The organism is Lactiplantibacillus sp. C232 (assembly GCF_023806725.1).
GTDB lineage: Bacteria > Bacillota > Bacilli > Lactobacillales > Lactobacillaceae > Lactiplantibacillus > Lactiplantibacillus plantarum.
In genome coordinates, this window is record NZ_JAMSKZ010000003.1 from 104,075 (window position 1) to 125,960 (window position 21,886).

19 protein-coding genes are annotated in these 21,886 nt (G+C 42.8%); 13 read left to right on the top strand and 6 right to left on the bottom strand.

All coding sequences use genetic code 11. From position 1 onward, the window contains the following. Positions 1–196 precede the first annotated feature (196 nt). From MZO41_RS04540 to MZO41_RS04555, 4 genes are all read right to left on the bottom strand, one after another. The gene (locus tag MZO41_RS04540) at positions 197–1,285 is read right to left on the bottom strand and encodes a DUF871 domain-containing protein (RefSeq protein ID WP_011102195.1); all 1,089 of its coding nucleotides are present in this window, start codon (positions 1,283–1,285) and stop codon (positions 197–199) included. Next, a complete protein-coding gene (locus MZO41_RS04545; RefSeq protein ID WP_011102194.1) occupies positions 1,282–2,190 on the bottom strand; it encodes an N-acetylglucosamine kinase in 909 nt (302 codons plus the stop codon). The genes MZO41_RS04540 and MZO41_RS04545 overlap by 4 nt, the downstream gene beginning before the upstream one ends. A gap of 11 nt (positions 2,191–2,201) precedes the next feature. Next, entirely contained in the window at positions 2,202–3,104 is a 903-nt protein-coding gene (murQ, locus tag MZO41_RS04550) for an N-acetylmuramic acid 6-phosphate etherase (RefSeq protein ID WP_033098929.1), read from the bottom strand. Between the two features lie 204 nt (positions 3,105–3,308). Then, entirely contained in the window at positions 3,309–4,646 is a 1,338-nt protein-coding gene (locus tag MZO41_RS04555) for a PTS sugar transporter subunit IIC (protein ID WP_003643568.1), read from the bottom strand. Between the two features lie 220 nt (positions 4,647–4,866). On the opposite strand from MZO41_RS04555, the gene MZO41_RS04560 reads away from it, so the two are divergent. The 4 genes from MZO41_RS04560 to MZO41_RS04575 all read left to right on the top strand — a co-directional run bounded on the left by MZO41_RS04560 (position 4,867) and on the right by MZO41_RS04575 (position 8,126). Next, complete coding sequence (locus MZO41_RS04560) at positions 4,867–5,598, top strand: GntR family transcriptional regulator (RefSeq protein WP_003643084.1); 732 nt, start codon at positions 4,867–4,869, stop codon at positions 5,596–5,598. Positions 5,599–5,627: 29 nt separating this feature from the next. Beyond that, positions 5,628–6,419, top strand: coding sequence for an alpha/beta hydrolase (locus MZO41_RS04565; RefSeq protein ID WP_003643083.1), 792 nt, complete (start codon positions 5,628–5,630; stop codon positions 6,417–6,419). Then, positions 6,412–6,783, top strand: a complete 372-nt coding sequence (locus MZO41_RS04570) for a hypothetical protein (protein WP_003643082.1) — start codon at positions 6,412–6,414, stop codon at positions 6,781–6,783. Before MZO41_RS04565 ends, MZO41_RS04570 begins: the two co-directional genes overlap by 8 nt. Positions 6,784–6,920: 137 nt before the next feature. Then, positions 6,921–8,126, top strand: coding sequence for an MFS transporter (locus MZO41_RS04575; RefSeq protein ID WP_033098930.1), 1,206 nt, complete (start codon positions 6,921–6,923; stop codon positions 8,124–8,126). An 80-nt stretch (positions 8,127–8,206) separates the two neighbouring features. Here MZO41_RS04575 and MZO41_RS04580 read toward each other — a convergent pair whose 3' ends face one another. Continuing rightward, positions 8,207–9,136: a LysR family transcriptional regulator gene (locus MZO41_RS04580; RefSeq protein ID WP_003645687.1), complete on the bottom strand. Its 930-nt coding sequence runs from the start codon at positions 9,134–9,136 to the stop codon at positions 8,207–8,209. A gap of 144 nt (positions 9,137–9,280) precedes the next feature. On the opposite strand from MZO41_RS04580, the gene MZO41_RS04585 reads away from it, so the two are divergent. The 5 genes from MZO41_RS04585 to MZO41_RS04605 are packed head-to-tail and all read left to right on the top strand — an operon-like array spanning position 9,281 to position 15,432. Further along, positions 9,281–10,171, top strand: a complete 891-nt coding sequence (locus tag MZO41_RS04585) for a shikimate dehydrogenase (protein WP_003645688.1) — start codon at positions 9,281–9,283, stop codon at positions 10,169–10,171. Between the two features lie 12 nt (positions 10,172–10,183). After that, the gene (locus tag MZO41_RS04590) at positions 10,184–11,416 is read left to right on the top strand and encodes an MFS transporter (protein WP_033098931.1); all 1,233 of its coding nucleotides are present in this window, start codon (positions 10,184–10,186) and stop codon (positions 11,414–11,416) included. Continuing rightward, positions 11,400–12,158: a type I 3-dehydroquinate dehydratase gene (gene aroD, locus MZO41_RS04595; RefSeq protein ID WP_013356038.1), complete on the top strand. Its 759-nt coding sequence runs from the start codon at positions 11,400–11,402 to the stop codon at positions 12,156–12,158. The genes MZO41_RS04590 and aroD overlap by 17 nt, the downstream gene beginning before the upstream one ends. 33 nt (positions 12,159–12,191) lie before the next feature. Next, positions 12,192–13,148 (top strand): FAD:protein FMN transferase, encoded by a 957-nt coding sequence (locus tag MZO41_RS04600; protein WP_013356037.1) that lies wholly within the window; start codon positions 12,192–12,194, stop codon positions 13,146–13,148. Further along, complete coding sequence (locus tag MZO41_RS04605; RefSeq protein ID WP_003643070.1) at positions 13,141–15,432, top strand: FAD-dependent oxidoreductase; 2,292 nt, start codon at positions 13,141–13,143, stop codon at positions 15,430–15,432. Before MZO41_RS04600 ends, MZO41_RS04605 begins: the two co-directional genes overlap by 8 nt. Before the next feature lie 64 nt (positions 15,433–15,496). On the opposite strand, the gene MZO41_RS04610 is transcribed toward MZO41_RS04605, so the two are convergent. Next, the gene (locus tag MZO41_RS04610) at positions 15,497–15,865 is read right to left on the bottom strand and encodes a pyridoxamine 5'-phosphate oxidase family protein (RefSeq protein WP_011102185.1); all 369 of its coding nucleotides are present in this window, start codon (positions 15,863–15,865) and stop codon (positions 15,497–15,499) included. A gap of 183 nt (positions 15,866–16,048) precedes the next feature. Between MZO41_RS04610 and MZO41_RS04615 the strand changes: the two genes are divergently transcribed. The 4 genes from MZO41_RS04615 (at position 16,049) to MZO41_RS04630 (ending at position 21,837) form a co-directional block, all read left to right on the top strand. Further along, a complete protein-coding gene (locus tag MZO41_RS04615; protein WP_252129648.1) occupies positions 16,049–17,071 on the top strand; it encodes an aldo/keto reductase in 1,023 nt (340 codons plus the stop codon). Between the two features lie 327 nt (positions 17,072–17,398). Next, the gene (locus tag MZO41_RS04620; protein WP_003643067.1) at positions 17,399–18,394 is read left to right on the top strand and encodes a LacI family DNA-binding transcriptional regulator; all 996 of its coding nucleotides are present in this window, start codon (positions 17,399–17,401) and stop codon (positions 18,392–18,394) included. Positions 18,395–18,516: 122 nt separating this feature from the next. Next, the gene (locus MZO41_RS04625) at positions 18,517–19,551 is read left to right on the top strand and encodes an aldose epimerase family protein (protein ID WP_003643066.1); all 1,035 of its coding nucleotides are present in this window, start codon (positions 18,517–18,519) and stop codon (positions 19,549–19,551) included. 327 nt (positions 19,552–19,878) lie between these two features. Then, a complete protein-coding gene (locus MZO41_RS04630; RefSeq protein WP_013356036.1) occupies positions 19,879–21,837 on the top strand; it encodes a sugar MFS transporter in 1,959 nt (652 codons plus the stop codon). Positions 21,838–21,886: the final 49 nt, after the last annotated feature.

Sequence of the window (21,886 nt, forward strand, 5' to 3'; positions counted from 1 at the left end):
GATATAAGAACTGACTTGCCGCTGGTGTGATCAACTGATGGGAAATGATACTGTTAGCATCCACCCAGTTTAAAATAGCATGTGAATTTCAGAAATTTGCTTTGATAAGTTGGATTAAACTAAAAAAGTCTATCTCGAAATTATTAAAATTTCGAGATAGACTTTTTTATAATCAGTAACATATTTTTTACTATATTCAATCCACAAACCGGAATTTACTCCAAGGTTTAATAAAGTCAAGCAGTAACAGTTCCTCAGGTGCAATCCGACCAATCCGATTCTTTCGGGGTTCACAGTGGGGTTGCAAGACGACTTGCAATTCATTTTTATAAATGCCGAAGTTGTCGTTGCCTACTAATACGTCGCCACGCTGAAATTCCACATCATTATCGTGTGGACTGTTGGGCGTTTCCTTGTAGGTCACACGGGGCATGGTTGAACGGATGACATTTGGGTTAATATCGCCACGGCGAAAATGTTGTGGGGTCAAGGCAATGGTTCTTTCGATCGCATTCGTCTGAGCTTCAAATTCAATGTGAAATTGTACTTGGTACCGATTGATTGCTGATAATGCGGCCAGTTCGGCTTCACTCGCATAAGCGTTACCGATAATTACATCGTCGATTAGTCCGGAAGCGAAGAGATGCTTGGCCTGGACGGCGATTGGTAAGCGCCGATCAGCTTCTAATGTTGGCAGACCATCGTTGACGTTCCATGGCCCCATCGTACCAACCTGACTTGCCACGAAAGCGGCGGAGTGAATGCCGAACTTACGAAAACGTTCGCTACACTTAACGAAAAAGTTGTAAGGTAGTGCGGTTCCAACTTGGGGATAGAAATTATGGCAGCCATAAATAAATGGGACGTTTGCTTGGTAGCTGAGAATATTATTCAGATAATCGACGTCATTACTCATATTAAGTTCGATGATCAAGCCGTACGGATTATACGAGAGCAGCGCCTCGGTCGCGCCATCGAAACCCTCATCTAGTCGAATACCGGTGACGTGTAAATCAGCGAAAAACTTTAGATCTTTATAGGAAATTCCTAGTTGTTTAAAAATCCGTGGTGAAACGTCCAAAATCGTTTGGTAACCCAACTGATTTCCAACGTCAATGATTTTCTGGTACTTAGCTTTGGTTTCGGCGACCGTACCAGATATTTCCAGCATGCTCATAAAAATTCGAGTGAAGCCGTAGTGTTGGCCTAATTTGAGATAAGCGGCGTTTTCTTCAAAGTCGCTATGATCGGGATAAATGGATAAACCTAGTTGACGCATTGTCATGAATTAATTTCCTCCTGAGTCCACCGGTGCCAATAGATGACGGCGTGGGCGTTGTTAGTTGTAATATCGTTAAAAGCAATTGTTGGTATTGACTGGTGCACTGTCGTCGTTAACGTGTCGCGGACCAGGCGATTGTGTTGTAAAACGGAACCAGAGAGGGCGACCCGTTGTGGCCAGGACTCTGCAAACCGCTGATATAAGGTAACGACTTGTTGTGCCAGTGCTTGGGCTGACGTGACTAATACCGTGATGGCTTCAGAATTTTGTTGCTCGGCCAGTTTGGCGATTAACTGTGCTAATTGAGCGTTAGTTTGTCGATCTTGAGCGTAAAATTTCTGGACGGCGGCAGCAATATCGGTAACTTTAAGTTGTGCCAATAGGGGAGCTGTTAGTTGACTAGTTTGACCGTTATCAGTCTGGGTCAGAACCTGTTTAAGTGCCCGCTTGCTAATGTCATAGGCACTGCCTTCGTCACCTAAAACGTAACCCCAGCCGCCAACGCGCAGAAATTTTCCGGCTTGGCGGCCATAAACGACCGAGCCCGTGCCGGCAATCACTAAGGCGCCGTCTGCTCCTGCAAGACCGTTCAGTAGGGCCAGTTTTGCATCGCTTATGACCTGGGTATTAGCGTGGTAACGTTGGGTGATGGTTTGTTGGACCTGATCAGCCCGGCCAGCAGTTTCAATGCCAGCAATTCCGATTAAAATCAACCCAAGCTGACTAGCTGGAATTGCGGCAGTGAGCTGGTCTAAGACAGTGGTTAAGTTAGTAACGGCAGCAGAGTAGTCTAGGACAACGTTACCAGGGCCACCCGTAACGCTTTGGACTAGATGCTCGGGGGCTGTCGTCCAAGTTTGACCAACGATGTGCGTGCCACCACAGTCAACGCCAATTAAATATGTCATTTTAGACCTCCTCATTGCAGTGCGAGTGCGTCACGAACGACACCGTGTGCGCGCTGTAAACGCTGCTCGGCGTCGCTGACAGAGACGCCAGCCAAGTCCATGACAATCGCTGTCTTAACGTTTTGATGAGCTGCAGCGAATAGTTCGCTGGCTTCATCGGCAGAAACGCCGGTGGCCAGTTCGATCATGTGTTTCGCGCGAATCACGAGTTTTTCGTTAGTTGGTTTAACGTCCACCATCAAGTTATGGTAAACTTTGCCGATCTTGACCATCGAAATTGTCGATAGCATGTTAAGAACCATCTTTTCTGCTGTGCCGGCTTTCAAACGGGTTGAACCAGCGAGAACTTCAGGGCCGGGGGTTACTTCGATGGCAACCCGAGCGTGTTGACTGATTAGTGCCTGATTATTGCAGGCTAGACTGATCGTTGCCGCACCGATTTTTTGTGCGTAGTCCAGTGCACCGATAACGTAAGGTGTGCGACCACTTGCTGCCAGGCCGACCACGGCATCATTAGCAGTTAAGGCCAGATCTTTCAAGTCTTGTGCGCCTAAATTAGGATTATCCTCAGCACCTTCAACGGCGACCGTCATAGCTTGAGCCCCGCCAGCAATGAGTCCTTGAACCATCTCTGGTTCAGTACCAAATGTTGGGACACATTCAGCAGCGTCTAAAACGCCTAGGCGACCGCTAGTACCAGCGCCCATGTAAATTAAGCGGCCATTAGCTTTAAAGGCAGTGACGATAAGGGCAATAGCAGCGGCAATTTGTGGTAGTTCGGGTGTGATGCTTTGACTGACTTTAGCGTCTTCTTGATTCATTAACTGGGCAATTGCCAGGATCGACATTTCGTCTAAGTCGTTACTGGCAGGATTACGACCCTCAGTAGTAAGTTGGTTAATATCAGATTTCAATCGTTTTCCCTCGTTTCTTAGAATATGTACAAAGAGGACTGCGGCCAATGCAGCAGTCCTCCCAGAATCATGATCATAATGGCTAATTACGGTTGACGCTAAAGTCAGACCGATTGTCAGCAAATAAGCAATCATGTTCATTGAAAGTAGTCGTTAGTTTAAGCATACCGTAATGACAAATCCGTGTGATTTTTGTGCAAGCTATTATTCGGCAACGGCTGCTTGAGCTGCTTTTTCAGCATCGGCTTTAGCAGCGTCTTGTTCAGCCTTCAATTGGTTACGATCCCAGATCTTGAAGAATGGGTAATAGATAAAGGTGGCCACAATAATATTAATAATACATAGAACGGCTGCTCGCCAGTCCCAAGCAGTGGTCATCAACGCCCCAATTGGTCCTGGTAATGTCCATGGAACTAAAGCTACTGTCCGACTAACGAGATGTAGAACAGTTGCAGCCCAAGTGATAATCCCCATGGTTAACGGTGCGAGGACAAATGGGATTGCAAAGTATGGGTTCATGACAATTGGAACACCAAAGATAACGGGTTCGTTGATGTTGAAGATCCCTGGGATAATGGTAACCCGTCCAATTGTTTTACCGTAAGCGGACTTAGAGAAAAATGCTAATAAGATACAGAGAGACAGTGTTGCCCCAGCACCACCAATGTAGACGAACCATTGGAAAAATTGTTCAGTCATGAAGTGAGGAACCGTTGCAGCAGTTGCACCTTTGGAAATGGCAGCTAAGTTATCGTTCAGGTTTGGATACCATAATGGCCAGAAGATTGGGGTGGCTAAAGCAGCACCGTGAATCCCGAATAGCCAAACAATATCAGTTAAGAGGATTGGTACGATAACTGAAAGTAAATTGTCACGACCAAAGTAGGCTAATGGGCTGAAGACCCATTGTAGGAAAGCATTAACGTCAAAGTTCAAACCAACGTGAATGACCCAAGCACCAACGATTAAAAAAGTCGCGGGAATCAAAGCTGAGAATGAAGCTGCAACAGCCGGTGGGACTCCATCTGGTAATGTGATGACGAGGTGATGATCGCGGCAGATCCGAGTCACTTCGGCCGTTAGAATCCCAGCGAGCATTGCTGTAAATAACCCCGCAGCCCCGAAGTGTGTTAGCGGCACCACGGTGGCAGCGGCCTTTAGTCCTAACGCTTTGAAAGCTGCTGGGGTGGTCGTAATTGGTTTAACTGCCAACAATAGAAAGACCATCACTGAGACGACCCCGGTTGAAATATGATCGAAGTGATAATCTTCAGCTAACCGACCTGCAATGGCAAACGCGGCGTAAATAGCCATAAACCCCATTGAAAAATTAATTGGAATTGCTAAACCAGCGGCATAGGGTTTAATAAAGTTTGTCCAAGCAGTAATAGGTAGTTGCGTGACGATCGTAAAGAATGAGCCAACGATGGTAACTGGAATAATGACGGCCATTCCGTCTCGAATAGCACGTAAATAACGGTTGGCTGCGATCTTACTCATGACATCAATCGTCTTATCTTTCCACGTACGTGAATTATCCATAATTCATTCATCTCCTTAACAAATTAGTAATGACAAGTTAGTGTTGAATTAAGTCCTCCCTTTTTGATTTGAGTTAACACATTAACTTGATTTCATGAGTGAGTATAGCATAATATAACAGTATAGTTAACGCTTTCATTGTTGTTAGTTAATTGACATGGGTAAATTTTGATTAAGTATAGACATTTAATGTATTAAGTTAATAATAAGGGGGGCAGCCATGAGTCGTAAAGAACCAATTTATCAAACCATTTTAAGCGCCTTGATTCTGGAATTGAACACGAACCATTTTCGAAAGAATGATCCGTTTTATAGTGAGAGTGAGCTACGGAAGAAGTATCAAGTCAGTTCCACGACAGTCGTGCGGGTACTGAATATGTTAGCCGATCAGGGTTATATCTATCGTATTCAGGGTAAGGGCAGCTTTGTTTCCAAATTTAATCGGGGGACTGCGGTACGAATTACGGATACCCATACATACGATGTTGATGAGGAACAGGTTGCAATCTTAGTGGCCAATCAGACGACGCCACTACCAACACGGGCTAAGTTTACGGCTGAATCGACAACCTGGTATTTAGAGCGATTACGCGAAATTAGACACGCACCATTTGAATTTTCGCAGTCGTGGTATTTGGCGACGCTGATTCCTGCCACAGCAATGAAGAAGTTACGGGCCGTACATTCGATTTATGCACTAATTAGGAAACATGCGCAGCTTGATTTATCACGCCAGCCCTTTGAGCAAGAATATGCGGCGACCTGCGTTCCTAATCAACGAATTGCGGATTATTTGCACGTGAGTCTGGATACGATGGTGATTAAGATCGAACGGTGGGTATTTCAAGGGGAAGAAACGCTGGAATATACCGTTAGTTACATGTTGCCTAACTATTTTGGGCTGGCGCTAACTAGTGATTCCAAGTCGGTAGATCCTAACCGAATTCGATGATCGATGCATAAAGAGAGGAGTGGCACACAATGTCAATTCATAGCAATAACTTTTATTCCAACGTGTTACGACAGTCAGTGCAAGTCCAAGTTATCTTGCCGGAACCAGTGAACGCGGTCGGACAAATTTTACCAGACTACAGTAGTGGTGAACAGCAACTTCCAACTGTGTGGCTGTTGCATGGCTTAGGTGGGGACGCAACGTCGTGGTTACGGCGAACGGAAATCGAACTACTAGCAACGCAATACCGAGTAGCGGTCGTCATGCCGGAAACGGGGCGGGGATTTTATACGAATATGGTCCATGGTCCACGCTATTGGGATTACTTGACCCACGAGTTACCAACACGAATGCGTTATATCTTCCCGTTGTCGGCACGACCGGAAGACAATTATTTGTTGGGGAACTCCATGGGTGGCTATGGGGCATTACGTTATGCCTTTACCTATCCGCAGCGGTTTGCGGCTGTCGCGGCACTATCACCGGTGACGGATCTCAAAAGGTTTCACGTGGAACAATCGGCAATTATGCCAGACCTTGAGCTGGCTTTCTCACCAGCACAGATGCAAGGGACGCCAGCGGATTTGTCTTACTTGGTACAGCAACCGACAAACTGGGGGACGTTACGTGTTCTAATGGCGACGGGTGATCAAGATATGTTACGGTCAATGGATGAAGCCTTCAAGCCAGAGTTGGCGGCTGTGTTTAAAGACCAGTTTGAATGGCAGTTACAACCGGGTCACCATGATTGGCGGCTCTGGAATCATCAATTACCATTTGCGATGCACTGGTTAATTAAGGGAGGTTGGCGCAATGTTTAATGTTAAAGATGAGCACGGCCACTATAATTTGTGGCGGCAGACGGGATTAGCTTTATTACCGCTATTATTGGCAATTATCGCATATCCACTGCTACCTAATCGTGTCTATGTGCCAACCGCTGTCACCAGTCTGACGCCGTGGGGAATCAAGAGCAATATCTTCATTTATCCCGTCTTTTGCCTGATTCTGTGGTTCTTTATCTGGCTATTTATCTTCTTCAACCGGTTATATGAAAAAAATCTCAAGGTAACCCGCCAAAAATATCGGCCAATGGAGAACTACTATGTGTGGAGCAGCTGGGTGTTGGATATTCTGGCGACTTTGATGGTGGTGGTTCAGATCTTGGTGAGTGTTAGTCGGTGAGTGGTCGAAAAAATTGAAATATATTAAGTAAACTACAATTGATAAGCGCTTACATCTGGAGTAAAATATTATGTTAATAGATGAGCAAAACACTTTGTTACTCAATTCAAATTTTACAAGGGCAAAGGTTAACTCATATGACATCAACAGAACGTATTAAAACAACGATATGTTTGTATCTTAATTACCTTGTTCATGGTATGGCTATTGTGATTCTCGCCCAAAATATGACTGTGTTAAGTCAACAATGGCATGTCAATGATGCTGGTGTTTCACTTGTTATTTCATCATTAGGTATTGGACGATTACTAGTGCTTTATTTAGCCGGGACCTTCTCAGATCGACTTGGTCGAAAATTATTTGTTCAGATTGGTATCTTAACATATACACTGTTTTTTATTGGCATTGTCATTTCTCCTAACATTGCCGTTGCCTATTTCTTCGGTATTCTAGCCGGAATGGCTAATTCATTTTTAGATTCGGGAACATATCCAGCACTCATGGAACTTTATCCTCAAAGGCAAGCAACGGCGAATATCATGATTAAAGCGTTTGCTTCGATTGGTGAATTATTATTACCTATTATCGTGGCTGGACTAGATCATTTTCAACTATGGTATGGTTGGGCATTTTTATTGTGTGTGTGTTTAATGGTAGTTAACTTTAGCTTTTTACGTCAGCGAACTTTTCCAAGACTAACAACTAATCGAGTAACAATGCCTAATAAAAAGCAGAACACTCTGCAAAAGCATATACCACTAACGCCAAAGAAAATTATCCTTGGATGTGTTCTGACGGTTTTTGGATATATCTCAATGGCAACTTTTTATTTAGTGAGCCAATGGTTGACAAAGTATGGCAGTGACGTGATTCATTTGAATTTAGTACACGCTCGCATGTTAGTCAGCGTCTATAGCGTTGGTTCTATTTTAGGCGTGATTGTAACTGCTTTACTAGTTGAGCGGATTATTAAGCCGGTTTGGTTTATGCTGTTTGATACGGTGGTATCGTTGTTAGCACTGGTAGCTTTAACGCTAATCCCAACGTGGTGGGTAGCTTTAATCAGTTCGTTTGTGATTGGATGCTCAGCTGCAGGCGGTGTTATGCAATTAGGATTAACCGTTATGAGTAATACGTTTCCCCGCGCTAAGGGCCGTATTACAGGAATTTATTATACTGCGAGTGGATTAGCTTCATTTACGATTCCGGTATTTACCGCTTGGATTTCACAGATTGGTATTTATGAAATTATGTGGTTTGACGTATTAATTGCTGGAATTGGTGTTCTTTGCAGTATTGTAGTTCTTACCCTATCGCGAGAAAAGAAGACAATTGTTGCTTAGTAAAAAATCTCTCAGGTCTATAACACGCATTATCACTAGTCTGGCGATAATGCATGTTGCAAACCCGAGAGTTTTTTGTCCTAAATTAAACGTTCCTGTTGTGTGTAATGTTGCCAACAGTAACTGCGACTGAATTCTTCAAATCGACTAACTGAAGGTGTAACAAAATGATTACGTTTGCTGATGAGGTATATTTGGTGACGTAGTGGCTGATCGGCTAAGTGCTTCAACGTTATGCTGGTCTGGTCTAAAAGCGGTAAGTATGGCATCAAAGCAACGCCAAAATTATAGCTCACAAAGCCAGCCATGGTATGGTCCTCCTCGACTTCGTAAACGATTTTTGGTTTCACATGCGCCTGCCTTAGAATTCGATCAATCAAAGGACGTAAACCACTATTATGTGAGAAAAATATCATGGGATATGGTTCCAAGTCTTTAACGAATAATTCTTCTTGTTTGGCTAACGCGTGGTGGCTAGGGACAGCCGCCACAATTTCTTGTTGAACCAATGGAATAAAATCAAACAAGGTATTAGTGGGTTGCTCGCCAAGGCGTTCGACACTTGAGGCTAACACTAAATCAAACTTTTCATCAGCAAGTTCTTGGAGTAATTCAGTTGAGTTTCCTTGACCGAGTTCAAATGTAATTGCATGATTTTTATCATCTGTATGGAACTTAGTGATTAGTTCGGGGACTAGCTGCTGTCCAAGTGTATAAGTAAACCCCAATTTAACATGTCCTTTGTCAGGATCCATTAATTGCTGAACGAGTTCATTGCCTTGTGATAAATCGCTTAAACTTGCCGTAATATATTTTAAATACACGGAACCAATCGGTGTTAAACGAATATTACGACCATCTGGTTCAAATAAAGGGACCCCCAATTCACTTTCTAACTTTTTAATGGCATAGCTCAATGAAGGTTGTGAGATACCAAGGTTTTCAGCCGCTTTTGCCATATGTTGTGTCCGTGCTAATTCTTTAAAAAATTCTAAGTGTCTTAGATTCAATCTACATGATACCCCTTTCATTCATAAAAGAATTTAATCGATTTAGCAACTGTTCTATATTTATTATATTAAAGCATTTTGTTAAGATGACAAGTGAATTGAGTAACAAATATTAAAAATATAAATTTATAGGAGTGGATTAACATGACTGAACGCATTGATGGACACACATTATTAATTGGATTGATGGCATATCCGATTCGGCATTCAATGTCACCAACGATGCACAATAATGCATTTGCTAAATTAGGACTGAACTATGCATATCTAGCATTCGAAATCGATAACAAAAAGCTACCTTCAGCAATTGAATCGATTCGGACGTTAGATATGCGGGGTTCTAATGTTTCAATGCCTAATAAGCAGAAGGTTTTGCCACTGCTAGACAAATTAGACCCAGCTGCTGAGATGTGTGGTGCGGTCAACACTATTGTTAATGATGATGGAATTTTAACCGGTTACACGACTGATGGTATTGGTTTTATGAAGTCTCTGGACGATGAAGGAATTAATATTCGTGGTCATAAGATGACGTTAGCAGGTGCCGGTGGTGCTGGGACTGCAATTGCTGTTCAAGCAGCTTTGGACGGAGTTAGTGAAATGTCAATCTTTAACTTACATGATGCAGAGTGGGAAAATGCTAAACATAACGTTGATTTGATCAACGAGCGGACTTCCTGCCATGCTACTTTACACGAATTAGAAGATCGTGATGATTTTAAGAAGGAAATTCAAGATTCTTATATTTATACTGATGCTACTGGTGTTGGTATGAAGCCATTAGAAGATAAGACTTTAGTTGATGATCCAAGTTGGTTACGTAAGGATCTGATTGTATTCGACACCGTATACGCACCACGGACAACTAAGTTAATGAAGGTTGCCCAAGAAGCTGGCGTTGAACATGTCTTCAATGGTTTGGGTATGATGCTCGAACAAGGTGCTGCTGCTTTTAAGCTCTGGACTGGTGAAGATATGCCGGTTGATTATATTCGCCATATTTTATTTGATGAAGACGCTGCAGCACAAAAATAGACGGGGGTTGCCATGAAAAATAAATATATGCCGACAGCCATTAGCTTATATTTAAACTATTTTATTCATGGGATTGGGGTTATTATTTTAGCCCAAAACATGGAAGCTTTGGCTCAACACTGGCAGACGACTACAGGTGGTGTTGCCGTGGTAATTTCATCACTTGGAATTGGTCGTTTGATTGTTTTGTTAGTTTCTGGATTTCTATCAGATAAGTTTGGCCGTAAACCATTCGTGGTTCTTGGTGTTGTTACGTACTTGCTCTTCTTTGCTGGTATTCTATTAAGCCCTTCAATTACGGTGGCTTATGTTTTTGGGATACTTGCTGGGATAGCGAACTCATTCCTTGATTCTGGGACTTATCCGGCATTAATGGAAATGTTTCCAGATTCAAAAGGAACTGCGAACGTTATTATCAAGGCCTTCATTTCTGTTGGTCAATTTGGATTGCCGTTATTCGTTAGTTTCTTAGTTGCTGGTAATTATTGGTACGGTTGGTCGTTTATCTTCTGTATTGTTGTATTAGTTGTTAACTTACTATTCATGTTGGCTGCTGGGAAGTTCCCAGTTGCTAATCAGGATGCTAAAGTTGCTGCGAAAGAAGAAGGTAAGACAGTTCAATCTGAATCAAAGGGTAGCTTATGGTTTGATGGAACGCTATTTATCTTATATGGTTATGTATCTCAGGCAACCTTCTACTTAGTTAGTCAATGGTTGAGTCAGTATGGTGCAAAGGTTGCCGGCATGGGCGATGCAAGTTCACGAGCACTGATCAGTTATTATAGTGTTGGGTCAATCGTTTGTGTACTGGTGACGGCTGCGCTAGCTAAACGTGCTGTAAAAGAAATTCAATTCTTAGGAATCTATACCTTACTTTCATTTCTCTCGTTACTACTGATGTATCTGGTACCAACATCTTTGATGTGTTCAATCATGTCATTTGTTGTTGGATTCTCAGCTGCTGGTGGGGTTATGCAATTAGGATTGACAGTCATGTCCACCTTCTTCCCACAAGGAAAGGGGACGATTACCGGTGCTTTTTATACAGCGGGGTCGATTGCGTCCTTTACGATACCGTTAGTTACAGGTATGATGTCAACTAATCTTGCAAACATTTTCTTGTTTGACGTTATTATTGCGTTGATTGGATTTGTATTGGCTGTACTCATTACAGTTCGCTATTACCACTTGTTTGGCAAGAACAGTCAAAAGGAGGTCACGATTGATCATGACACCAATCGTTAAATTACGTGATATTGAATTAGGAACGGGACGGCCTAAGATTGCCGTTCCAATTACGGGAAAAACTATTGCGGATATTTTAGCTGCAGTTGAACCAATAAAGGCTGCACAGCCAGATGTCGTTGAATGGCGAATTGATTTTTTCAAGGATGTAACTAATCCAGAACAGTTGAAATCGGCCGGTCAGCAACTTCGTCAGGCTTTAGGTGATATTGCCTTATTAACTACTTTCCGAACTAAAGGTGAAGGCGGCGAATTAGCACTATCAGATACTGAGTATTTTAAACTGTGTGATACGGTCTTAGATGGTGGGTTCACGGATGCCTTAGATGTTGAGCGTTACCATGACGAACAAGCTGTTAAACAAATTGTTGCAGCAGCTCATGAGCATCAAGTAGTTGTGATCATGAGTAATCATGATTTTGATAAAACGCCGGCGGTTGCTGAGATCGTTAAGCGCCTGACTAGTATGGTCGATTATGGTGCTGACGTTGCTAAGATGGCTGTGATGCCACAATCGGTGGAGGATGTCTTAACATTACTGACAGCGACTAATATTGCACGCCAAACACTACCACAGCCAGTAATCACAATGTCGATGGGTGACTTAGGAAAAGTGTCACGGCTTGCTGGTGAAGTGTTCGGCTCTTGTTTATCATTTGCAACGGTCGGGGCGGCTTCGGCACCTGGGCAAATTGCACTTGAAAATTTACGGCCGGAATTGGAAGATCTGAAGTTAAATTAAGGCATAACTGAAAGAAATCGTGAGGTCAGAGTGATGATTGGGACACAAAAAAAGTATGTTTCACAATTTACGATGATGGGAACCGTCATCTCGCTGACATTATTTGAGCCGAATCAGTTAGCAGTCGAAGCGGTCTATGATTACTTGCAGCGGATGGATGGTGTCTTTTCTGTCAATCGTGCCGATTCAGAATTAGCTGCGATCAATCAATATGCCGGTATTCATCCAGTTTTGGTTAGCACTGAATGCTTTCAACTAGTGTCGGATGCTATTAAGTACACAAAGCAATATGCGGATAGTTTTAATGTGCTAATTGGACCGTTGGTTAAACTTTGGAAGATTGGTTTTGGTGGGCATCAAGTACCAGCGGCCAAGGAAATTAGACAACGATTAGCCTTATTAGATACGCACGAAGTTATCCTAGATGAAGCCCAATCGAGTATCTACTTGCGTCAATCTGGCATGCAATTAGATCTTGGTGCGATTGCCAAGGGGTATTTTGCCGATCAGGTCGTTAAGCAGTTGCAGCAGGCTGGTATTACCAACGCTATTGTTAATCTTGGTGGTAACGTTAAGCTATTAGGGGCCAATCCGCTAACCGATAATCGGCGTTGGCAAGTTGGAATTCAAGCACCCGAAGCGCCACGTGGCTATCCAGCGCTACAGGTCGAAATGCCTGCCAGAACGGTAGTAACGTCAGGTATCTTCGAACGATATTTTAAAATTGGCAATCACCGCTACCACCATATCCTTGATCCGCGAACTGGTTATCCGGTTGAAAATCAAGTTGATCAGGTGTCGATTATAACTGAACGGTCAGAATTAGCTGAAGTGTTATCAACGGTGGCCTACTTTGAAGGGCCAAACCGTGGTTGTCAACTAATCGAACAGTTGCCACATACGGAAGCAATTTTTATTGATCATGAACAACAGGTAACAGTTACCAGTGGCTTAACGCCGCGACGCAAAGGAGTGTTTACTATTGAGTAAAAAACAAATTACCGGCCAAGCAATGGGCCACAACGGTATTATCAATTATGAAGTTGACGTGCAAGATAATAAGATTGAGGATTTGAAAATATTAAAGCATTCCGAAACGTCGGGGATCTTTAACCAAGTCATTGATAAATTGAAACAAAATATCATTACGGAACAATCATTCAATGTTGACACAATTAGTGGTGCAACGGTGATGACCCAAGCGTTACTTAAGTCGGCAGATAAGGCTGTAACCGATGCTGGTGTTGATGTGCAGCCAGTTCCTAAGAAAAAAGCCCCCAAGACGCAAAACTTGCGGACCGACGTGCTCATTATTGGTGGCGGAGAAGCGGGCTTAGTCGCTGGCTGTCGAGCGTTGACAATGGGTCAGAAGGTTATCTTAGTTGAAAAGAACGGCTATCTTGGTGGTGCGACGATTCTGAATGGTTCTAACGTTGTTGGTACCGGGTCTGATGTTGCTGCGCAAATTTTTGATAATAATCATGATACGCCAGAAATGTTGGCACAAGATGTTGCTCGTGAAAGCTTGGAGACGAACTATCCAGCTTTGACCGACCTAATGGTGCATAACATTGGTCCAGCCATTGATTTTATTAGTAAGTTTGCAGATTTACATTATCAAAAAGCACAGACGCAAACGCCAGAACATTCGATTAACCGTCAGATTGAACTACCTTCAGCAAGTAGCTATGAATTCATTCAAAAAGTTTCGAAGGCGTTTGCTGCTGCGGGTGGTCAGATTATGTTGGATACTCGAGTCGAGAAGCTTATGTTGGACAACGATAAAAAGTTACGCGGTGTGATTGCTGCTCAAAAGGACCAAACAGTCAACATCAAGGCACGTTCAGTTGTGCTTGCTGCAGGTGGTCATGGCGCTAACCAAAAGATGCGTGGTACCGAAAGTGAAGGCATTGATTATTATGGCCCAATGACTTCCACTGGGGATGCCTATCAATTTAATGGAGATTTGGATTTGCAAACGCACGATTTAGGTTGGTACAAGCTGTATCCACATGGTGTTGAAGTGGAACCAGGCGTTGCTAAATTGACCACGTACGCGTCGAAACAAGCAACTGATATGGGTGCAATTTACGTTAACTCTAAGGGTGATCGAATCGTTAACGAATCAAATGTTTATACGACTTTTCGGAATGCCATCCTTAAACAAGCGGATAAAGTTGCTTACCTAGTAATGGATGAACGGACTTGGAAGAAAGTTTACGACCTACTGATCCTGCATGATTTCACACCAGAAGAAATTAAGAGCTTCTTTGAGAATAAGGGTAAACGGCCAGTATTTGTTAAGGGTTCTTTGGAAAGTGCTGCTGAGCAGGCCGGAATTGTGGTTGATGAATTAGTCCAAACGGTCAAAAATTATCAAGGCTATGTTCAAGATGGTCACGATCATGATTTCGGTCGTGATCCGAAGTACTTGCACCAATTTGAAGGTGAAACATTCTACATCATTGAACAACGTGATCGCTTTGCGACGACTTTAGGTGGCTATAGTGTTGATGCTGATAACTTGCAATTGGTAACGACTAAAAATGCACCGGTAGCTAATTACTTTGGTGCGGGGGAAATCATCGGCGGCGCTAACGGACATGATTCAATGCCAAGTATGATGAATACTTGGGGGATTTCGTCGGGTTACGTTGCCGGCGCCGCGGCTAGCGAAAACGCTCAGCGGCAGGCAACCGCGGGCGATGACGAAGCCAATATTGTGGCCATTGTGGGGACTAACGCTTCAAAATCATATAACCGTAAGTTGTTGTATGCCATGAAAGAATTATTTGAAACGCAAGTTAATTTTGAAATTTGTGAAATTAAAGATTTACCGCTATTCAATGAAGATGATATGGATCGGGAACCGGCAAGTGTAAAAGCGTTAGCCGCTAAGATTGAAGCCGCTGATGGTGTCGTCTTTGGCGTGCCAGAATATGATCATTCGATTCCAGCTGCCTTGAAGAGTGCCATTGAATGGCTGTCCTGTGCAGAACATCCATTCAAAGACAAACCAGTGATGATTGTTGGGACTTCGTTAGGTATTCAAGGTACGGTACGTGCTCAGATGAACTTACGACAGATTTTGGACTCACCCGGTGTGGATGCCAAAGTTATGCCTGGTAACGAGTTCATGTTACCTCAAGCCGGCAATAAGTTTGATGAGAACGATCATCTGAATGATGACGGTAGTGAACACTTCCTGAAGCAGTGCTTTGGGCACTTTTTAGAGGGGCTTGAATTAGCATCTAAGAAGACAGTGACGAATTAACTACTGTCTAGACTAAAAGAACGTACACAACTCGTGTACGTTCTTTTAGTCTAGATTTTAGTTGTTAAATCTTTTGTTCCACATCGTCGATTGTGACAACCAGGGTCGCGCGAATCCAATCAAACTTAGTATGCATTTGATCGAAATAAGCGCCACTAGTTTCAAACTTGCCGGTACCATGAATGTGGAAACCACAGCCAGTACCAGTTGTGCCGGGAACCTTGTAACTACCGACAGCAATTGTAATGTGGTTGTCGGTAGCAAAATCGGCCTCAATTGAGTGCATGCCAGCCGATGGGATCAATAGGGTATGATCATCAATAAGCTGCATATAATGACTCCAGGTGTTGACGACGTGTGCTGGTGCGGCGTTGACCGTGACGATGGTTGCGGGGGTCGTGTCTTTGATCACTTCAATAAATTTAGGGTCCATAATAAGTACTCCTTTACGTTTATATTCTCATAATATATTGTAATTGATATATATAAATTATCAAGTGAGAGTGTTCGATGTCTCAATAATCTTAGCGGAGGTAGCATGGTAAAACCAGGCGTTGCTTTTTACTAATGAAAGCGGTAACTTTAGCTAGGAACGAATAACGAGAGGGTGTTTAATATGTATCAAGCAAGCCAGAAGCGCTATGACCATATGATTTATAATCGAGTAGGCAATAATGGTTTGAAGCTGTCAGCAATCGGGCTAGGTCTTTGGAATAATTTTGGAAGCGTTGATCCGATCGCTAATCAAAAGGCAATCATTCATCAAGCTTTTGATTTGGGAATTACCTACTACGACTTAGCCAATAACTATGGCCCGGAGCCCGGTAGTGCAGAAACTAATTTTGGTCGTATTATGGCTACCGATATGCGGCCATACCGTGACGAAATGGTCATTGCTAGTAAAGCGGGCTATGTGATGTGGCCGGGACCATACGGCAATTGGGGGTCACGAAAAAGTATTATTGCCAGTGCTGATCAGAGTCTGCAGCGAACTGGTTTAGACTACTTTGATATTTTTTATAGTCACCGTCCTGATCCTGAAACACCAATGGAGGAGACGGCCACTGCGCTTGATCAGCTAGTACGGCAGGGTAAGACATTGTATGTAGGCATTTCAAATTATAATGGCAAGCAGACGGCTGCTATGACCAAGATATTTGAATCATTAGGAACCCCATACATTATTCACCAACCACGCTATAATATGTTTAATCGACAGGTGGAACAGGACTTGTTCCCCGTTCTACAAGCAACTCATAAGGCGGCGGTTGGCTTTAGCTCACTATCACAGGGGTTATTGACGGACAAGTATCTGCACGGAATCACGACAGATTCACGGGCCAATAAGCAAACAATTCCATTTTTGAGTCCAGTCCAGGTAGAACAGACACTAGCTACGGTAAAGCGCTTAAATGAAGTCGCGCAACAACGGGAGCAAAGCTTAGCTCAAATGGCTTTGGCTTGGAACCTACGTCAGCCAGCCTTAGCAAGTGTCTTGATTGGTGCTAGCCGACCAGAGCAGGTGGTTAATAACGTTGCTGCATTGGAAAAGTTGAAATTTAGTGAATCAGAATTAGCAACGATTGAACAGATTCTTACCGAACAACCGGCAATTGATTGGAATGCTGGTCGATCATAGCGTTTGCACAATTCGCTATAGTCAATGTTATAGAGCCGCAAAAGAAAGGGCCATATCCGAGGATATGGCCCTTTCTGTACCTAATAGTTAAGTTAATAATAACATAATTTTGCAGATTTGCACGCACAGGGGGGCCTTTACTAAATAAATTAGTGTTTAAATTCGCCAATTTTCACAATTAATGATAAAGTTTTACATGATAGTTATCACGATTATGCGTTGAAGTTCGGCGCAATACTTGAAAATTAAAATAATTTGCAAATAAATCATGCGATAGCGACTTTAGATGGTAGTAAGAATTAGTTTGAATTTAAGGGGGGCCAATTCATGGCGGCGACGCTAAAAGATATTGCAAATAAAGTTGGCGTATCATTGGCAACGGTATCGCGCGTGTTAAACAAAGATCAGTCATTGTCTGTTAGTGATACAACGCGCCAACGAATTCTAGATGCAGCAGAAGCATTACAGTATTCAAAAAATAAACGGCATACTGTCACGACGGCGCGTAAGCGACTTGCTATTGTTCAATGGTATTCGGAATCTAAGGAACAAGATGATTTGTATTATATGTCAGTCCGGATGGGGATTGAACGTCGTGGACAAGATAATCAGTTTGAAGTGACTCGGATCTTCCAAAATAATTTACAAGAATTGGGACCAGACGTAGATGCAGTGATTGCAGTTGGAAAGTTCAGCGAGCCACAAGTCAAGGACTTGGCATCAGTAACTGACAACTTAGTATTCGTAGATGATGATCAGTTTGATGCTGGTTTTGATAGTGTCATTACTGATTTTCGGTTGGCCACAGAAAAAGTTGTCGATTATTTTTGGCAACGCAACTTTCATCATATTGGCTTTATTCACGGTCAAGAAATGACAACCGACCATCAGTTAGCGGTAGTTGATCGACGCATGCTAGGTTTTCGGGCCGCGATGGAACGACGGCATGCGTTTGATCCTAAGTTCGTTTTTAAGGGCGATTATACTAGTGAATCTGGGTTTAAAATGATGCAAAAAGCCATTCGTAAGTTGGGAGATCAACTACCAGGAGCCTTTTTTGTGGCAAATGATCCGATGGCGGCAGGTGCGCTTAAAGCGTTGCAAGCTAGTGGCATCCAGGTGCCAGAACGAGTGAAGCTATTTAGCTTTAACAATACTTCGCTGGCGACATTCGTTTATCCCGAATTAAGCGCAGTTAACGTAGATACTGAGTTAATGGGGGCGACCGCAGTTAATTTGGTCATCAGTCGACTAGCAGGGCGAACAACGACACAACGGGTTGAGCTGGGTACTAATCTGGTTGAGCGAGCAAGTTCCAAGTAGTGAAGGGCGATCTGGGATAGAAACCAGATCGTTCTTTTAGTATTTTAACTAAAAGTTTTACTCAACTTCAAGAAATTCTGGTATACTTCTAAATGAAAGCGGTTTAAATAACACGGAGGTGCATGATTTTGGAAACTAAAAAAACGGTGTTTGACCAACTAGATGGTCAAGATGTAATGCGTTATACGCTGGTCAATGACCATCAAACTCGTATCTCGGTCCTTAGTTATGGTGGGACGTGGCAAGAATTCGTCGTCAATGAAGACGGCGTTGAACATCCCTTGATTTGGGGCCTTGATAACATGACTGACTATCAACGAGTGGGATACTGCCTATGTCAATCAATTGGTCGGGTTGCTGGCCGGATTGGCGGCGCTAAGTTCAAAATCGATGATCAATCCTATCAAGTTGATATGAACGAACAAACCCATTCGCTACACGGCGGGAATCATGGTTTTAACACGCTGAACTTTGAAGGTGCTTTTAGCCAAACCAATGATAGTGTCAGTGTGACTTTGAAGAAGCATATCAACGCCAGTGATGATAATTACCCGGGAAATATGGATGTCGCTATCAAGTTTACATTAGATAATCAGGATCAAGTATCCATTGCATTTACCGGTGATACTGATGCAGCAACCCTCTTTAATCCAACTAATCACGTTTATTGGAACACAACTGATGATCGGACCAGTTTGGCCCAACAAAAATTACAGATTACGAGTGCAGCTCACTTGGAATTTGATGATGAAAAAGTCCCAACTGGTAAGAAATTAGCAGTTAAAGGCACAGCGTATGACTTTAACCAGGCACAACCAGTTGAAAAGGCATTAGACCAGCTGAAGACTGAGAATGGTGGCATTGAATTTGACGATGCGTATGAAGTTGCCCCAAGTGCGGCAGAACCAATTGCTATCGTTGGGGATACTGATGATAAGCGCCAAGTAAAAATTTATTCAGATCGCAATAGTCTTATTATCTTCACGGCTAATCCGTTTGATGCTGATAAGGAAGACGCGCATCAATATAATGCGTTAGCGACGGAAGCCCAGACACTTCCTGATGCAATCAATCATCCTGATTTTGGTGATATTGTGTTACGTCCAGGAGCACCAGTGACGCATACGATTCGGTACCAATATGAACGGTTAAATTAATACTAGTTGAGGTGTCAGGCGAGTTCTGCCTGGCGCCTTTTTTGTAAACGTATGAGTAAACAATGTTTAATTTAGTTAACAAAGTCCCGAGCATCTGATTAATACCGTGATTAGTAAAACGATGATCATTGGTAAGATAATGAGTACTATACTGCTTAAGCCCTTGGAAAGCGGGCAATCAGTGTCGATAGGCGCATTAGCAGGTCCTAATCAAAAGCGGTATAGATAAAACTTTTGAACAAATTTTACTAAAAATCATTGACATTACTTCTGAAAACGATTACATTTAAACTTGTAAATTATTCAAGGAAGATGTGAGGCGAGATTATGGATGCAGAGACAAAGCAGAGTAAAGGTCGTAAAATAACATCGCGACTTGCTTATTCGTTTGGGGCGTTTGGGCACGATGCCTTCTATGCCACTTTATCAACTTATTTTATTATGTTTGTGACCTCCCACTTGTTCGATAAGAGTAGTGGGGCTCAAGGAACACAAATGATTGCTTGGATCACCATGATTATTGCAGGTTTGCGGTTCGTGGAACTAGCAATTGATCCTTTGATCGGGAATGCCATTGATAATACTAATTCTCGGTGGGGCCACTTTAAACCATGGATTGTCATTGGTGGGATTATAGGTTCCGTCGTTTTAGCACTTTTATTCACGAGTTTAGGCGGATTAAATACCTCAAACCCCATTCTATATTTAATTATTTTTGCAATTTTATACATTACAATGGATATTTTCTATTCGTTTAAAGATGTTGGTTTTTGGTCAATGATTCCAGCAATCTCATTTGACTCAGCAGAACGTGAAAAGACGGCGACATACGCCCGGGTTGGCTCTAACATTGGTGCCAACATCGTTGGGGTTATCGTTATGCCAATCGTCTTAATGTTTTCTGTTAAGTCTAACAGTGGTCAAGGTGACAACCGTGGTTGGATGGCATTTGGGATCATTATTGCCGCAATCGCTTTGATTTCTGCCTTAGTTGTTGCACTTGGAACCAAAGAAAATGATTCTGAATTGCGTAAGAACACTGAAAAGACTAGCTTCAAGGAAGTCTTCAAAGTGTTAGCCCGTAACGATCAATTGATGTGGTTATCATTGATGTATGGGATCTACACGGCAGGGATTGCCATTACGAACTCACTAGAACTTTACTACTTCACCTATATTTTGGGTGACGCCTCGAAGTTTACACTATTAGGTTCGCTAAATGCGATTATTGGGATTTTTGCCGTATTGGCCTTCCCACCATTAGCAAAGAAGTTTAGTCGTCGTAAAGTGTTCTTCTTAGCAGTTGTTATTATGATGATTTCACTGATCATGTTTGCCTTTGCTGGTCAGTCATTACCAATGATCTTAACAGCGGCCGTATTATTTTACATTCCACAACCATTAATTTTCTTAGTTGTTTTGATGGTTTTGAGTGATTCTGTTGAATATGGGCAGTTGAAGTTTGGTCATCGTGACGAATCTTTAACCTTATCCGTTCGGCCTTTACTTGATAAATTAGGCGGTGCGATTTCTAACGGTGTCGTTGGTTTAACTGCTGTTTGGGCTGGGATGACAGCTGGTGCCACTGCTGGTGATGTGACTAGCCATGGCGCTGCCATCTTCAAGTTAATGATGTTCGGTGTACCTGCTGCTATGATTTTGATTGGGACATTCATCTTCTTCAAGAAGGTTAAGTTGGATGAAAAGATGCATGCACAAATCGTTGATGAACTTGAAAAAACATGGTCAACTCACTTGGAAACCGATGAAACTCCTGCTGAAGTTGAAGCAGAAGCCGATGCCAAGACGACGGTTTATCAAGATCCTGTTGCCGGGGAACTGATCAGTTTGAAAGATGTTGCTGACGAATCCTTCGCAAACGGTAGTATGGGTAAAGGTTTCGCCATTAAACCAACGGATGGTCGCGTTGTCGCACCATTTGATGGTGAAGTTGTTGCAATCTTCCCGACTCGCCATGCAATCGGATTACGTTCTGATACCGGTATTTTAACGCTAATTCATATTGGGATTGGTACCGTTAAGATGCGTGGGACTGGATTTGTTCAGTACGTTGAGAAGGGCGACCATGTCACACAAGGGCAAGAATTAATTGAATTCTGGCAACCAGCAATTGAAAAGGCTGGCTTGGATGATACCGTTATGGTCGTTATTACAAACTATAAAGATATGCCCGAATTTACGTATCTTAAAGATTCAGGAACCACCGTACAAGATGATGAAGATGTCTTACAATTATCGAATGTCGGCTTACCGGATCAAGCATAGTTTCTTTACGAGGAGAGCTATTAATGACGCGAGCCATTAATAGCTCTTT